This window comes from Clostridium neonatale, assembly GCF_900465025.1.
Lineage (GTDB): Bacteria > Bacillota > Clostridia > Clostridiales > Clostridiaceae > Clostridium > Clostridium neonatale.
In genome coordinates this window covers 128,094-142,956 of sequence record NZ_UICR01000002.1, presented here as the reverse complement: position 1 = coordinate 142,956, position 14,863 = coordinate 128,094, and the positions used below count along the sequence as shown (strand labels likewise).

Sequence of the window (14,863 nt, the reverse complement as noted above, 5' to 3'; positions counted from 1 at the left end):
AATATTCAACTTAGTTATAGACTATATGATAGTTTTAATTTTCACTATTTTAATATTATAAGGCATAATTATAATAAAAAATATCAACCTTTTCTTATTTTATACGTGTAATAAACATAAAGAAATTTAGATTGGAGGAAAGTATTAGAATATTTTAAAAATCAAAGAAAGGTTAAAAATTAATAGAACTTTAAGAAATGTACTTACAGGTTATGTAGTAAAATGTAGAGTATAGGAAGTATATTGGTATATTTAGATTTTAAGTAATAAAATTCTATGTGGTAGTTATAAAATTAGAAGGAGAAGGAGAAAAAATGAATACATTAACTTATGTTATAGACATATTTTTACATCTTGATAAATATCTTGGGCTAGTAATAAATAATTATGGTTTTGAAACATATTTAATATTATTTTTAATAATATTTTTAGAGACAGGTTTGGTAGTCACCCCATTTTTGCCTGGGGATTCATTAATATTTGCAGCAGCAACATTTGCAGCTATAGGAATGCTTAATATTCATATATTAGTAGCTATTTTAATTATAGCGGCAATTTTGGGTGATACTGTAAATTATGAAATAGGCAGAGGATTTGGAAATAAGATAATCAAAGTTGGGAATGGCAGGCTTATAAAGCAGGAACATTTAGATAAAACAAATAAATTCTATGAAAAATATGGTGGAAAGACTATAATCGTTGCAAGATTTATTCCAATAGTCAGGACTTTAGCACCCTTTGTAGCTGGTATAGGAAAAATGCATTATAAAAATTTTATATCATTTAATGCAATAGGGGGGATATGCTGGGTATTATTAGTATCAAGCCTTGGGTATTTTTTTGGAAATATTCCAGCAGTTAAAAATAACTTCACAATTGTTATAATGGCAATAATAATTATATCAATAATGCCAGCTATAATTGGCTTCTTAAAAACTAAGTTTAATAAAGAAACTCCAGAAATACAATAAAGTTAAATATATAATGTTGTGATTAATATTCTGACAAATCTAATGCTACATAGCCATGCTTCATGAAAAAAGATTATCTTAACATATTATGGAGAACAATTTAAAATTTATATTAACATGAGCCTTGAAGAACAGGAAGAGAACCTTTCAGGATTTGTACCTGTTGGCTAAAGTAAAAAGAAATATAGTAGAGAGATATAAAACTATCTGTTTTTGACAAAATAAAAATGACTGTATCAAAAAATAATTTGATACAGTCATTTTTTATAAAATATTAAGGAGTGAGCTTTAATAGTCATGTCATCATTAAAAATGATAAATGTATCTGATAATAATATGATATAAATATGTAACTGGGAAAAGCATCAAAGTGTTTAAGCTATGAATCGTGCAAAGGAAATGAATAAAGAGAGAGTTAAAGATATTTTGGCATATTAAATGATATTAGCCTTAGATATATTTTAAGCAATTAAAAGCAGTTAATGAAAAAGAACTTGTGTAAAAGCAGGTTCTTTTTTAGATTTTATATATTATGATAAAGAAACGTGAAATTTTCAAGAATCATATACAATATAATAATAATGCAGCAAATTTTAAATATTTTAATGAAAAGATGATAATAATGAAAAAATTTATATTTATCTTTTTTATTAATATATTTATAAAAGTCAGTATGTTTATAAAAAGTTTAGATTTTAAAGAAAAATGATAAAACTTAGAAAATAATAAAAATTTAGAAAATGAAGAAATAGTAGAAAATTTTCTGTTTATAGTTTAAATATGGAAAGAATATGATTATTCAGATGAAGCACTTTAAACATAAACAAGAAATCTTAAAGAAATAAGTTTAAGGTATACTAGGTATTTGATATAGTCATGGCTACAGTAGATTATTTACTTTAAGAAAGATGAAAAATAGGATATAATATAGAAAAGATTATATTTGAGCGGCTATTTAAAGGAGTGATAATTATGGCACCATTAGCAAAAAATCTTGTTGTATCTTATGATGAATTTTTGAAAATAAAAGAACAAAGTAAAGAGATATTAGAATATATTGATGGTGTAATATGTATGTCACCATCTCCATCTACAAAGCATCAGAGAATTTCTAGTAAATTACATGCAAAATTATTTAATATTTTAGAAGAAAAGAGTTGTGAAGTTTTTCATGCTCCATTTCATATAGTATTAAAAAGGGATGACATAGAAGGTGAAAGGCTGGTAATACCAGATTTATGTGTAATATGTGACAAAAGTGGTTTTACTGAAAATAAATATATAGGAGTTCCTAGTTTAATAATAGAAATTTTGAGTCCATCAAATCAATCACATGATTTAGTAACTAAGTTAAATTTATATATGAAATATGGAGTAAAAGAATATTGGATAGTTAATCCTATATTAAATACGGTTATGCTATATTCTTTAAATAAAGAAAATGTATATGAACAAACAATAGTGAAAACAGAAGTTGGAGTTGTTAAATCTAAACTTATAGAAGAGTTTGAAGTAGATATAGAAAAGTTATTTAACTAAATATTTTTATAAGCAGGAAAAGCAGATAAGATTAAATTAAAATAGTCTTATTTGCTTTTTTTAGTTATAAAGCTGATTTTATAAAATATAGAAAAAATATAAAATCAGCTGTTTTTTATAATATAGATGAAATTTTCAAGAAAGTTATAAAAGTTTAAAAACATAAAAAATATGAAAAGATGGCTGTTATTAACGGATTTATCAACCGTTAATAACAGCCATTTCTATTAGACTTATAAAATTATTATTCACAAAATGATAAATATAATAAAGAATATATTTGGTGAAAAGTAAGTTTTTAAAATTTATATTATTTTACGTACATTCCACCAGGGATTTCAGCTAAATTAACTATAATATTTTTCTTTTGAGTATAAGCTTCTAATATAGTTTTATGAGTTTCTCTGCCGATTCCTGATTCTTTATATCCACCAAAAGTTGCTCCAGCAGGGAATGTATTATAAGTGTTAACCCATACACGGCCAGTTCTTATACCTCTAGCAACTCTTATTGCACGATTTAAGTTTGTAGTAAATACTCCGCCACCTAGACCGTAGTCACTATCATTTGCCATGGCAATAACTTCTTCCTCAGTCTTAAATTTAATAACAACTCCAACTGGACCAAAGATTTCTTCTCTAGCGACTCTCATATCATTAGTTACATCTGTAAGTAATGTAGGTTTCATAAAGTATCCATTCTTAGCATCACCTTCAATGAATCTTTCACCACCAGTGGCTACTTTAGCACCTTCTTGCTTACCTATTTCTATATAATTAAGAATTTTCTTAAGTTGAGCTTCACTAACTTGGGCACCCATTTGAGTGTTAGGATCTAATGGATTTCCAACTTTAACTTTTTCAAAAGCAGCAATTGCTTTTCCCATAAATTCATCATAAAAATCTTCTTGTACAAAGATTCTAGAGCCAGCTGAACAAACTTGTCCTTGATTGAATAAAATACCTAATTGAATTCCTTCTAGTGCAAGGTCCATATTTGCATCACTGAAGAAGATATTAGCAGATTTTCCTCCAAGCTCTAAAGTAGCAGGGATGATACGCTCTGCAGCAGCAAGTCCAATTTGTCTACCAACTTCTGTAGATCCTGTAAATGCTAATTTATCAATTCCTTTATTATGTTGTAAGTATTCACCGCTCTTTGAGCCCTTACCTGTAATTACATTGATTACGCCACTTGGAATAACATTTTGTATTAATCTCATAAGCTCTAATACACTTAGCGAAGTGCTGCTTGATGGCTTAAAAACTGAAACGTCTCCTGCAGCTAATACTGGAGCTAGTTTCCAGGCAGCCATTAAAAATGGGAAATTCCAAGGAACTATTTGTCCTACAACACCAAGTGGTTCTCTTAAGATTATATTTAAAGTATTTTCGTCTATCATTGATGATGAGCCTTCATCTGCACGAATAACTCCTGCAAAATATCTAAAATGATCTGAAGCTAATGGAATATCAGCACCTGATGTTTCTCTAATTGGTTTTCCATTATCCATAGTTTCTACAGTAGCTAGATATTCTGCATTTTCATCAATAATATCAGCAATTTTATTTAATACAGCTGCTCTTTCAACTGGAGTAGTTTTACTCCATGTAGCAAAAGCTTTTCTTGCAGCTTTTACCGCATCATCTACATCTTTTTCTGATGCATCTGCAATTTCAGCTAAAAATTCACCAGTAGCTGGATTGTAAGTTTTTATTGTAGCTTTGTCTGAGGCATCTTGCCACTGACCACCAATAAATAATTTATATTTTTCTTGAAAGTTAACTTTCATAATAATCACCTTTTTTCTTAAAATTATGTTTTATTTACATTTTTTCTATGAACTAAGTATAGCATACAATTTAATTTAATACAATTGAATTAATTATTTAACAATGTTTAAAAATAGAAATTATTGTATTTAAACCCTGAAATATAGGGGAGTCATGCAAATGTATATATTTAATATTTTTTATTATTTAATAAGAATTAGCTATAATATGTAGAAATTTGTTAATAATTTATTTTGCTAAAATGTAGTTTTGAATTTAGTTTATATTAATTATGGAAATGGAATTTGTGCTAAGGCAGGTTCTTTTTTTAGATTTATTAATAATATGGTTTGGCTTTTAAACAAAATAAATCAATGAAACAAATTTTGATATAGTAAAATGTTTTAAAACTAAAATAATACCTCGGGAACACCAGAGTACTTTGATGTTTCCGAAGTATTATTAAGCTATAAAACGGCTTAGAAAAGCTTTTGTTCTGTGGTACATTTGATAATACCTTATATGGAAACTTGAAAAAAAGTATAGATTTCAAAGAAAATGATAAAAAGTTAAATAATGAAGATATGTGAGAAAAATTAAAATAAGCATTAATTTTAATATGTGTGTTATTTTTATGTGTTTTTAGAGAATCTTTATTGATTCTCTTATTTTTATGATTTTTATAAATTAATAAAGAAAAGCATCCCAAAGACTTTTTTATTTTAATGTAAAATTATGGTATAATATTGCTATGGTATAATAGAAATTTTAGATAGGGGTGTTGGATGTATTTATTAATTTTTTTAGCAGTAGCTATGATATTTGTATATTTGGTAAACAGATATGAATATCATAATAGTAATTATAAAGATTTGACTGGTAACACATATAACGAAGTAATGAATGACAAAGGTAAATATGGTGAATTTTTAACAGTTGAAGAACTTGAAAGATTCGATATTGAACATAGAATGGCTGTTAATGTATATATTCCAAAAAATGATCATGAAACAACTGAAATTGATGTAATATATATATGTCCTTATGGCGTCTTTGTTATTGAATCTAAAAATTATAGTGGATGGATATATGGAGATGAAAGTCATAGATACTGGACACAGGTTTATAGTGGCAATAAGAAAGAAAAATTTTATAATCCTGTATTTCAAAATAAGACTCATATAAAATCTTTGGCTAAAGTTTTAAATATTCATGAAAATAAAATGAAATCACTTATAGTTTTTAGTCAGAGATGTACTCTTAAGGTTGTAACAATTAAAAGCAATGATGTTTATGTATTTAATAGAAAAGATCTTGCAAAAATATTAAAAACAGTCATAAAAAATTCTCCTGAGATTTTATCTAAGGACGAGATCCAGGAGATTTATTCTAAACTTAAGAAATATACTAATGCTTCAGAAAAAATTAAAAATGATGAAAACCTATATTTTGGTGAAAAGGATTGATTTTGAAAATGGACAAGAGTAATATAAAAGTGTAGTTAATATTATGCGGCAGTGACTCAATGGTAGAGTGTCACCTTCCCAAGGTGAACGTTGCGGGTTCGAGTCCCGTCTGCCGCTCCAAACTTGATGTGATATTATGAAAAGTTTGGAGAAACAATATAATAAAGTTGGTATAAAAAATTTGTAAATTAGAACTTGCGTAACAGCAGGTTCTTTTTTATAACAAGTTGTAAAATAAGTTTTAAAGATAAATAATATAGGATATAATTTTAATATAGAAGCACAATTATATTCTTAATGAATACAAAGAGGTAAGAAAAGAGTTTATAGAAACTTACATTTGATATAAGTAACTTATGCAGGCCTTTTTCATATTCTTTTTAAGAATATTTATTATAGAGTATAATCAGAATGATTTTTAGAGGAGATAGACCAAAATACAGATTTAATGGAAGTGGTGAATAAGGTGGATTTTGAACTCCAGTTAAAAGAAGCAGTTGATATTATTGTTAAATATTTTGATCCTATTGCAATATATTTATTTGGTTCAGCATCAAGAAACGAACTTAGGAAAGATAGTGATATAGACTTAGGTTTTTTAACTGACTATAATGCTCAAATAGATGAATATGATAAATTTATTAAAGCTCAAGAGCTGGCTGATATATTTAAAAGAGATGTTGATTTAGTTCATGTAAATTCAGCATCTTCAGTATTTAAAGTACAGATAACTTATAATGGAAAATTAATTTATTGTAGCAATAATAACAAGCGTATGGCTTTTGAAATGCGGACTTTAAAGGAATATGCAATACTTAATGAAGAGCGAAAAGAAATTGTTGATAATATTAGGGAAAGCGGGACTGTATATGGAAGAAAATAATGTAATCTTAAATAAAATAGAAACTATTGAAAGGTGTATAAACAGAATTAATATAGTATATGAAAATAATCCTGAAAACTTAAAAGATTATACGAAGCAGGATTCAATAATGCTTAATATACAAAGAGCGTGTGAAGCATCTATTGATTTAGCCATGCATATAATATCAAAGAAAAAATTAGGAATTCCTCAGACTAGCAGAGATGCTTTTGATGTTCTAAGTAAAAGTAAAACAATTGATGATAAATTATCAAAAAATTTAAAAGCTATGGTTGGTTTTAGAAATATTGTAGTACATGATTATCAATCTATTAATTTAAAAGTTGTTGAATCCATTATTGCTTATAATTTAAAAGATTTTTATGACTACATAGATGCTATAAAACAATATCTATAATTTCAGTATTATTTATGTATATTTGCCAAAGTAAATGGCAAAATTTAGTATAAGCAATTTATTCAGATAAGATAAAAAATAAAATCTTATCTATTTTTGTTATTTTAATAAAAGTTTAAAAGATTGAGTGGTTAAAATGATTAAGTAAAAGATTTAAAGGCACCTTCAGAGGTTGATATTAACTAATTATAATAAGGATAATGCGAGGGAAAATATGAATATAAGAGATTTTGAAGAACATATAAATAGCACTATTTTGGAAAGAGGATATGATTATTATATTTTCATCTTTTAGGGAGCTTCTTATTAATAAGTATATTGCTTTAAAAAATTATGAGAAAGTTATAGAATTGACTTTTGAAGGAGAAAAGCAAGATGAAAAACATCCGAGATTAATACATAAATGGGAAAAATAAGATATGATGCATATAAAAATTTAGGGATGAAGAAAGAGAAAGAAGACCTTGGCACTAGCCTGTTAATTCAAGGAGAGTTTGAATATTATAAAGATCTTAAAGAATTAGCATATAATAAAAAAGAATTCTATGAGGATTTAAAGCAAAAATTAAAGAATAGCGAAAATTGGAAAAGCAAATATGTATTTATTGATATTATATATGTAGAAAATGATTTTGATGAAATAATGGAGTATGTAAGAAATAATCCAACAAGTATTGAAGAACATGCAGAAAAGATAAAAGATCAATTTTATGATGAAGTTATAGGCATATATAAAGAGCACATTAAATATGAAGCAGAAGGTTCAAGTAATAGGAAACAGTATAAAGGTGTGTGTGCAATTATTAAAAGATATAAAAAAATTGCAGGTAAAGATAATGTCAAAGAAATAGTCAGTGAATTAAAGGATAAGTATGCCAAAAGAGCAGCTTTTATAGATGAGCTTGATAAAATCAAATAGAATGAGGATTTATAGATATTTATGCCTGTAATTATTCAGATGAAGCCAAAGATAAAATTAGTGTTCACAATATTAAAAAGATAATGTATAATTAGCAAGTAAAATTTAATAGGCAAACTTAGGGAAATCTAAGGGCGCAAAGCTATAGGGACTAATGTTTTAATAAACTATGTCAGCCAGTTGCCAAAGAGTGCATTACTTTTTGTTATATTAAAATCTATATAATTATATTTATGATAGTTTAATAATCGTATTTATTAATGGCTTTGATTATTATTTCTGCTACTCTTTATGAGTAGCTTTTTTAACGTATTGGAAAGTATAAAATACTTACAATAACAAAAGCCTTTAGAATAGAGTTTTCTGTAACTTAGATAGTCCAATACGTTAAAAAATAAATTATAGTCCCGCAAAAGAACCCAAAAGCAAGTTTTGGAACCTTTTGCATGGGTAAAAAAAGTGGCTTCTTATTTAAAAAAGTGTTTTAGTGATTGCCTATTTTATAGTGTTAAGGTTTATATTCTACGTATAAAATGTGGTGCAGTCACTTTTTTAATGTACTTTTTTACATAAATATACTAAAGGGGAATGAAAAAATGTTTAAAGAACCAGAAGAAAAGAAATACAGATGTATGTCTAAAAAATTAGCACAAAGGGTTATGGCTATTGCACTAGTGTCATCAGTTATAATTGGACAGGGAGCTTCAATTAATGCTTATGCATTAGATAAAAGTGTAGATTCAATATCTATAAGCAATTATAATAATGAAAATGTAGTTATTTTAAATAGCTATGGAGATTTAGAAACTGCAAGTGTTGAATGGCAAGGTGCAGACGATGCATCAGGTTATAATGTGTACTATAAAGAAGATGGGGAAGCTGATTCTAAATACAGACAATTAGATAGTGAATTAATAAGACAATATTCATCTTATTTTAGAGCTGACGTACTTGGGGTTGAAGAAGGATCTTATGTTATAAAGGTAGTTCCATTATTTGATGGAAAAGAAAGCAAATCAAAATCTGCAGTTACATCATCAATTGATGTAAAATCTCATACAAGAGAAGGTTTTGCTTTTTCAAAAGATTCTGCCATGGGCACTGGCTCAGGAGGATATAATGATGATGGAACTGTAGCTGAAGACGCTACTATACTTTATGTTACAGCAGATAACATAAATACAGTAAAGGCTGATGTTATAACAAATTCAAAGGGAGCTAAAACTACATGTACTGGTCTTGTTGACATTTTATCAAAGCGTCAAAAAGGTTATGACAAATCTCATCTTATTATACGTATAATTGGTGAAATTAAAGCATCAGATATATCTGGACTTAACAGTAGTGGATATCTTCAATTAAAGGGATGTTACAATGTTACTCTTGAAGGTGTAGGTGAAGATTCTACAGTAAATGGCTGGGGAATTCTTATAAGAGGAGCAAGAAATGTAGAGGTTAGAAACCTTGGAATAATGCTATTCCCAGATGACGGAATTTCTTTAGATACTGATAATGAGAATATATGGATTCATAATAATGATATATTCTATGGAACAGCAGGAAGTGATGCAGATCAAGCTAAGGGTGATGGTTCAGTAGATGTTAAGGGAAAATCAACTAATGTTACTGTTTCATATAACCATTTTTTGGATTCTGGAAAGTCTTCACTTTGTGGTATGAGTGATACAGATGAGTTTTTTGTAACATATCATCATAACTGGTTTGATCATTCAGATTCAAGACATCCTCGTATTAGAGTAGGTACAATACACATTTACAATAATTATTTTGATGGTAATTCAAAATATGGTGTTGGTGTTACAAAGGGAGCATCAGCTTTTGTAGAAGCAAATGCATTTAGAAACTGTAAATATCCAATGCTTAGTTCGCTTCAAGGATCAGATATTGCAGGAAGCTCTACTGGAACATTCTCAGGTGAAGCAGGTGGAATGATCAAGGCTTATAATAATAGCATAACTGGAGAAAAAGCTTTAGTTTATGCACAAGATAATGCTGTTCAATTTGATGCTTATCTTGCAAAGTCAAGAGATGAAGTTGTACCAGCTTCTTATAAGACAGTAAGTGGAAAAACAACTTATAATAATTTTGATACAAGCTCAAAAATGTATGAATATAAAGCAGACGATGTAGAAGATGTAGTAGATAATGTTACTACTTATGCAGGAAGAACTAATGGTGGAGATTTTGAATGGACATTTACAAAAGCAGATGATGAATCATCTTCACTAAATAAAGATCTTATGAAAAAACTTCTAAGCTATAAGTCTGATGTAGTTTCTATTGGAGGAAATTCAGTAGTTGTTGATCCAGATGGTGATAATTCTGAAACACCAGAAGTACCAGAGGTTCCAGAAATTCCGGAAGTACCAGAAGTACCTGAAACACCAGAGCTTCCAGAAATTCCAGAAGTACCTGAAACACCAGAGGTACCAGAAGTACCGGAAGTTCCAGAGGTACCTGAGACACCAGAGCTTCCAGAAACACCGGAAACACCAGATACATCTAAAGACACTGTGCATAATTTCACAGAGAATGGTAAGGAAAGTTCATATTTTACTATCAAAGGTAACTTAGGAACAAATAAAACTGGAATGTCATATGATGGATTATTTTTAACTGAATATTTAAAGATTGAAACTAGTACGAGTATCTCGTTTACTACAGATAGTACTTCAACTTTAACTTTAGTGCTTAACTCAGATTTCTCAAAATATATAATTGTAGATGGAGTTAAATACAAAGCTGATAAAGGTACAGTTACTGTAGAATTAGAAGCTGGATATCATACTATTAAAAAAGGCGATGCTGCTAAACTTTATTATATGAGTGTTGAAGAATAAATTATTGATTTAAAAAAGATTATTATAAATTTGGAGGCTTTCATAGTGAAGTTTAAATGTATGTTAGCCTCAAACATTAACCTAACTAAAATATAGATAAAGGATTTTAGTTAGGTTTTTTGTTTTTAATAAAAGTGAAAAAAATATGATTTAGAAATTAATATTTACTTTAAATCCATTCCTTCCATTACGTTTTACTTCATAAAGTAATGTATCTGCTTGTTGATATATTTCATTGAAGTCGAGATTTTGTTTAATAACGGTAGAACCTATACTAAGAGAGATTTTTTTACTACAACCATTATAGCTTATGTCTTTATTCATTAATTGACATAGTTGTTGTAACTTTTGATTCACAATTTGGAGGTTATTTTCTTCAATATCTTTCATAAAGACAATAAATTCATCTCCGCCCCATCGACAAAGAATATCTTCTAGTGAAAAAAATTCCTTTAATAATTGGCTAAAATCTTTTAAGAGATCATCGCCTACTTTATGCCCTAAAGAATCATTTATTTGTTTGAAATAATCTATATCGATAATAATGAACGCACCATATAATATAGGATTTTTCGTATTTAAATAATTTATAACTGATTGTTCAAATGCGTCACGATTATAAAGTCCTGTTAATGGATCTGTTTGCGACTTTTTTAGTAACAATTCTTTTGATAATACTAAATTTTTAAATTTTATTCGCACCAATAGATAAGTAATTATAGATATTAAACTTAAAAATAATATAATTACTGCTATACATAAAGCTAAGTTATCAAAGAAAAATTGTTTTAATGTAACAGAGTGTTTAATGTTAATTGTATTCAGATAAATAATATCTTTAATTTCTTCTTCTGATAAACTATAAATTGCTTTATTAATAATACTTAGTAAGTTATTATTGGTTGGTTTAGCAAGCCCAATTGAAACCTCCGTTTTAAAATCATTTGAAATAACAGTTAAATTAGGATAGTATCCAGTAGCAAGATAGTTAGATACAGAATGGTTATTTCCGCAAGTTAAATCTGCTGTTCCTTTTTCAACTGCTGTTAAACATTCTTCAAATGTATCGTATAAATTTATTTCATAGTCATTATTTATATTATAATAGGCACCTCCTATAGGTAATGCAATAATTTTGGGATTATTTTGTTGATTATTTTTATTCTTACGAACTACCTCTACCATATCAAATTTTAAATAAGATTTTGTTAGTGTAAATTCATTTTCATCTGCAATTGGATAAATACTGGGAGCGCCAATTATTAAATCAGCCTTTTTAGCTTTTATTAATTCATATGCTTCTTCATAGCTTTTTACTCGAACTAATTCAAAACGAAGTCCAGATTTCTGAGTGATTAAGTTCATTACATCAATAAAAATACCAGCTGGCTTTTTAGTATTAATATCGTAATATTGAAGTGGATTATAATTATCAATATAGATAGCTTTTAAAGGAGCCATGTTATTGATGTAGCTTTGCTCTTCTTCTGTTAAGATAAAGAAATGTTCCTTATTAATTTGAAAGTATTTATTATATAATTTCTGATTAAATGCAGGATCACTTTCTTTAATTTTAAAGAGCACATGATTTAGTTGTTGCGTTATTTTAGTATTTCCTTTAGTTGTTGCAAAATAGTAAGGTATAGCACCAAATTTAACAACTACTTTCTCATTATTATTTGTTAATAAATCTCCGTCGATAATAGCATCTACTTCTTTAGATTCTAAAGCCTCTGAAAGTTCTTTTCCAGTTTGAAAAGGATAAGGAATTAAATCAATATTGGTAATGCTATTATTTTCGCAGAATTTAATAAAATTATTCAGTCTAACTTTAGATGTTTCAAAGTAACCTACTTTGAGTCCGTTTAATGTTTCAAAGTTTGATTGACTAATGTTTTCATTATCTTTTAAAATGGATAGAGTAGTGTAGGTATAACCAGAATCGTATTCTGGAAAATCATAAATCGTAATACTTTGATCATTTTTAAGCATACCTGCTACAATATCTATGTTACCATTTTTTAATTCGTTCATTGCATCATTGAGACTCATCTCAACAAATTCATATTCCCAACCAGTATATTTAGCGATTTCTCTTAAATACTCATATGCATATCCACTATAAACACCATCTTTAATTTCCGTAAAACCTTCAACAATTGGGTATCCAACTTTTATTACATTATTTTCTTCAGCTTGTATGGATTTTGTTTGAATGCTAAAACATATGAGGAGAATTCCAAATATTAAAATGATTTTATTAAATTTTCTTATATTTTTTAGAATAGTATAATTCAACTTTAGTAATCCTCCATTTTTTTCAATTATCATTTGTTATCTAAAATAAATTATTAGCTAATTAAGAGCAAAAAGTGAAAGGAAAATATTTCTAAAATTAATATATAATTTTTTTATTTAATATATAATTTTTTATTTAAATTATATATTTTTTTGTTAAAATATCAAGAGTATAAGTAGATGAATAATTAATTAGAGATGATAATTTCGTAAAACCTAATTTAATAGACAAGCAGGTAGACTATCCTATATATAGAAATTTATATGTAGGATAATTGATTTATGGAGATAAGATTAAAAAGTAAGATCTTATCTGTTTTTATATTTTATAGATATATTAGCTGTTCATGATAAAATATAATTATAGAGAAATTTTGAAGTTTTTAATATAACTGGTGGGTCATTATTTAATTCTTGATATAATTTTTTATAAGTTTTTTAAAAAACAGTATGCAGGAAAAAATTTCTGCATACTATTTTTTTACATGAATTTTGAGAAAGGGTAGAAGAGAATACAATATTCAAAAACCAGAATATATGGCTCACACAGAAAAAAAGATTGGGTTGTTGCAAACGGTTATTTGTTAATGATATTTGTATTAAATATATATCATTTCATATAAACTATGCAAAATGTACTGTGTATAATGAATTTTTATTCATTATACACAGTCCTATCCTATAGTATTAAAATGAATCAGGATATAGGGCACTAGCCATTTTTTCTAAACAATCAAAAGTTCTAAAACCATAGCCCATAAGTTCTGTATAATCAATTTCTATAATATTCTTATTAGCAATAGCATTAACACTTTGTATTAAATCATTTGATAAAAGTGACTCAACGGCATTTTTATCAGTACTTGCATTTTTATCAGCATGTACATAAACAATAGCATCAGGATTTAGTGAAATTAAGTTTTCAGTAGATAGTGTTCCGCCTTTTTCAGCAACATTTTCAGCATTTAAAATTTTTAGCATCTCTGTTTGTAAAGAAGCATTTGCTCCGTATACACCAAATTGGCCATCAATGTATTTAACCATAAGCATAACTTTAATTGGTTCTCCATTAATGTTTGAAATTTTACTTGTAAGTGTGTCTAATCTTTTTTGAAGATTATCAGCATAACTATTTGCTTTATCTTGTATGTCAAAAATTTTACCTACATTTCTAACATCTAAAATTATATTATCTAAAGATTGAGTAGTATTCATTTTACTAGCTAATTGAGTATATGTATTAATACCCATTGCATTAAGATTTGGAATAGTACCGTAAGTTTCATCTGTAAATGATGCAGATCTTCCTATTACAAAATCAGCACCTGTTCCAACTATAGCTTCTTTAGCAACTTGCCCTTTTTCAGATACAACAGGAATAGATTCATAATCAGCTTGTAATCTATCTAATACTTTATTATCTAAATCACCTGTACCAACAAGATAATCTTTTAAGCCTAATTCTAAAAGTAATTCTGTAGATGATTGATTGTTTGTTACCACTTTTGTTGGAATACTATTAAATGTCTGAGGATATGTATTACCATCATTGTCAAAGGCATCAATAGTAAGAGGATAAGAAGTCTCACTAGCTTCAGAATTAGATGATATTGAACTATTATTGGTATCGTTACTGTTATCTTTTTGGCTTTGACCACAACCAGATAGCATAGTAGCTATAATCATTATTGATGTAATAAGAACTAATTTTTTTCTTTTCATATTTATAAATCTCCTTGTCATATCTCGTGTACTTG

Annotated in this window: 11 protein-coding genes, 1 tRNA gene and 1 riboswitch; of the genes, 9 read left to right on the top strand and 3 right to left on the bottom strand. The window is 27.4% G+C overall.

What is annotated here, in order from left to right; genetic code table 11:
• Positions 1 to 314: 314 nt before the first annotated feature.
• Together CNEONATNEC86_RS12230 and CNEONATNEC86_RS12225 are read left to right on the top strand one after the other, a co-directional pair.
• Positions 315 to 971, top strand: a complete 657-nt coding sequence (locus tag CNEONATNEC86_RS12230; protein ID WP_159136121.1) for a DedA family protein — start codon at positions 315 to 317, stop codon at positions 969 to 971.
• A 972-nt stretch (positions 972 to 1,943) separates the two neighbouring features.
• Complete coding sequence (locus tag CNEONATNEC86_RS12225) at positions 1,944 to 2,510, top strand: Uma2 family endonuclease (RefSeq protein WP_159116437.1); 567 nt, start codon at positions 1,944 to 1,946, stop codon at positions 2,508 to 2,510.
• 310 nt (positions 2,511 to 2,820) lie between these two features.
• Here CNEONATNEC86_RS12225 and CNEONATNEC86_RS12220 read toward each other — a convergent pair whose 3' ends face one another.
• Positions 2,821 to 4,302, bottom strand: coding sequence for an aldehyde dehydrogenase family protein (locus CNEONATNEC86_RS12220; RefSeq protein WP_159136120.1), 1,482 nt, complete (start codon positions 4,300 to 4,302; stop codon positions 2,821 to 2,823).
• 765 nt (positions 4,303 to 5,067) lie between these two features.
• Between CNEONATNEC86_RS12220 and CNEONATNEC86_RS12215 the strand changes: the two genes are divergently transcribed.
• From CNEONATNEC86_RS12215 to CNEONATNEC86_RS12185, 7 genes are all read left to right on the top strand, one after another.
• The gene (locus CNEONATNEC86_RS12215; RefSeq protein WP_159136119.1) at positions 5,068 to 5,748 is read left to right on the top strand and encodes a nuclease-related domain-containing protein; all 681 of its coding nucleotides are present in this window, start codon (positions 5,068 to 5,070) and stop codon (positions 5,746 to 5,748) included.
• Positions 5,749 to 5,793: 45 nt separating this feature from the next.
• Positions 5,794 to 5,868: transfer RNA gene (locus tag CNEONATNEC86_RS12210), tRNA-Gly, on the top strand.
• 346 nt (positions 5,869 to 6,214) lie between these two features.
• Complete coding sequence (mntA, locus tag CNEONATNEC86_RS12205) at positions 6,215 to 6,631, top strand: type VII toxin-antitoxin system MntA family adenylyltransferase antitoxin (RefSeq protein ID WP_230132280.1); 417 nt, start codon at positions 6,215 to 6,217, stop codon at positions 6,629 to 6,631.
• A complete protein-coding gene (hepT, locus tag CNEONATNEC86_RS12200; protein WP_058295457.1) occupies positions 6,618 to 7,028 on the top strand; it encodes a type VII toxin-antitoxin system HepT family RNase toxin in 411 nt (136 codons plus the stop codon). The genes mntA and hepT overlap by 14 nt, the downstream gene beginning before the upstream one ends.
• Positions 7,029 to 7,297: 269 nt before the next feature.
• A complete protein-coding gene (locus tag CNEONATNEC86_RS12195; RefSeq protein ID WP_159136118.1) occupies positions 7,298 to 7,444 on the top strand; it encodes a hypothetical protein in 147 nt (48 codons plus the stop codon).
• Positions 7,432 to 7,947: a hypothetical protein gene (locus CNEONATNEC86_RS12190; protein WP_159136117.1), complete on the top strand. Its 516-nt coding sequence runs from the start codon at positions 7,432 to 7,434 to the stop codon at positions 7,945 to 7,947. The genes CNEONATNEC86_RS12195 and CNEONATNEC86_RS12190 overlap by 13 nt, the downstream gene beginning before the upstream one ends.
• A 101-nt stretch (positions 7,948 to 8,048) precedes the next feature.
• Positions 8,049 to 8,135, top strand: a riboswitch (cyclic di-GMP riboswitch).
• 408 nt (positions 8,136 to 8,543) lie between these two features.
• Positions 8,544 to 10,808, top strand: coding sequence for a pectate lyase family protein (locus tag CNEONATNEC86_RS12185; protein WP_200848526.1), 2,265 nt, complete (start codon positions 8,544 to 8,546; stop codon positions 10,806 to 10,808).
• Positions 10,809 to 10,958: 150 nt separating this feature from the next.
• Here the strand turns inward: CNEONATNEC86_RS12185 and CNEONATNEC86_RS12180 are convergent, their stop codons facing one another.
• On the bottom strand, positions 10,959 to 13,106 hold the full coding sequence (locus CNEONATNEC86_RS12180) for a transporter substrate-binding domain-containing diguanylate cyclase (RefSeq protein WP_159136116.1): 2,148 nt from the start codon (positions 13,104 to 13,106) through the stop codon (positions 10,959 to 10,961).
• 687 nt (positions 13,107 to 13,793) lie between these two features.
• Positions 13,794 to 14,828: an ABC transporter substrate-binding protein gene (locus CNEONATNEC86_RS12175; RefSeq protein WP_159136115.1), complete on the bottom strand. Its 1,035-nt coding sequence runs from the start codon at positions 14,826 to 14,828 to the stop codon at positions 13,794 to 13,796.
• Positions 14,829 to 14,863: the final 35 nt, after the last annotated feature.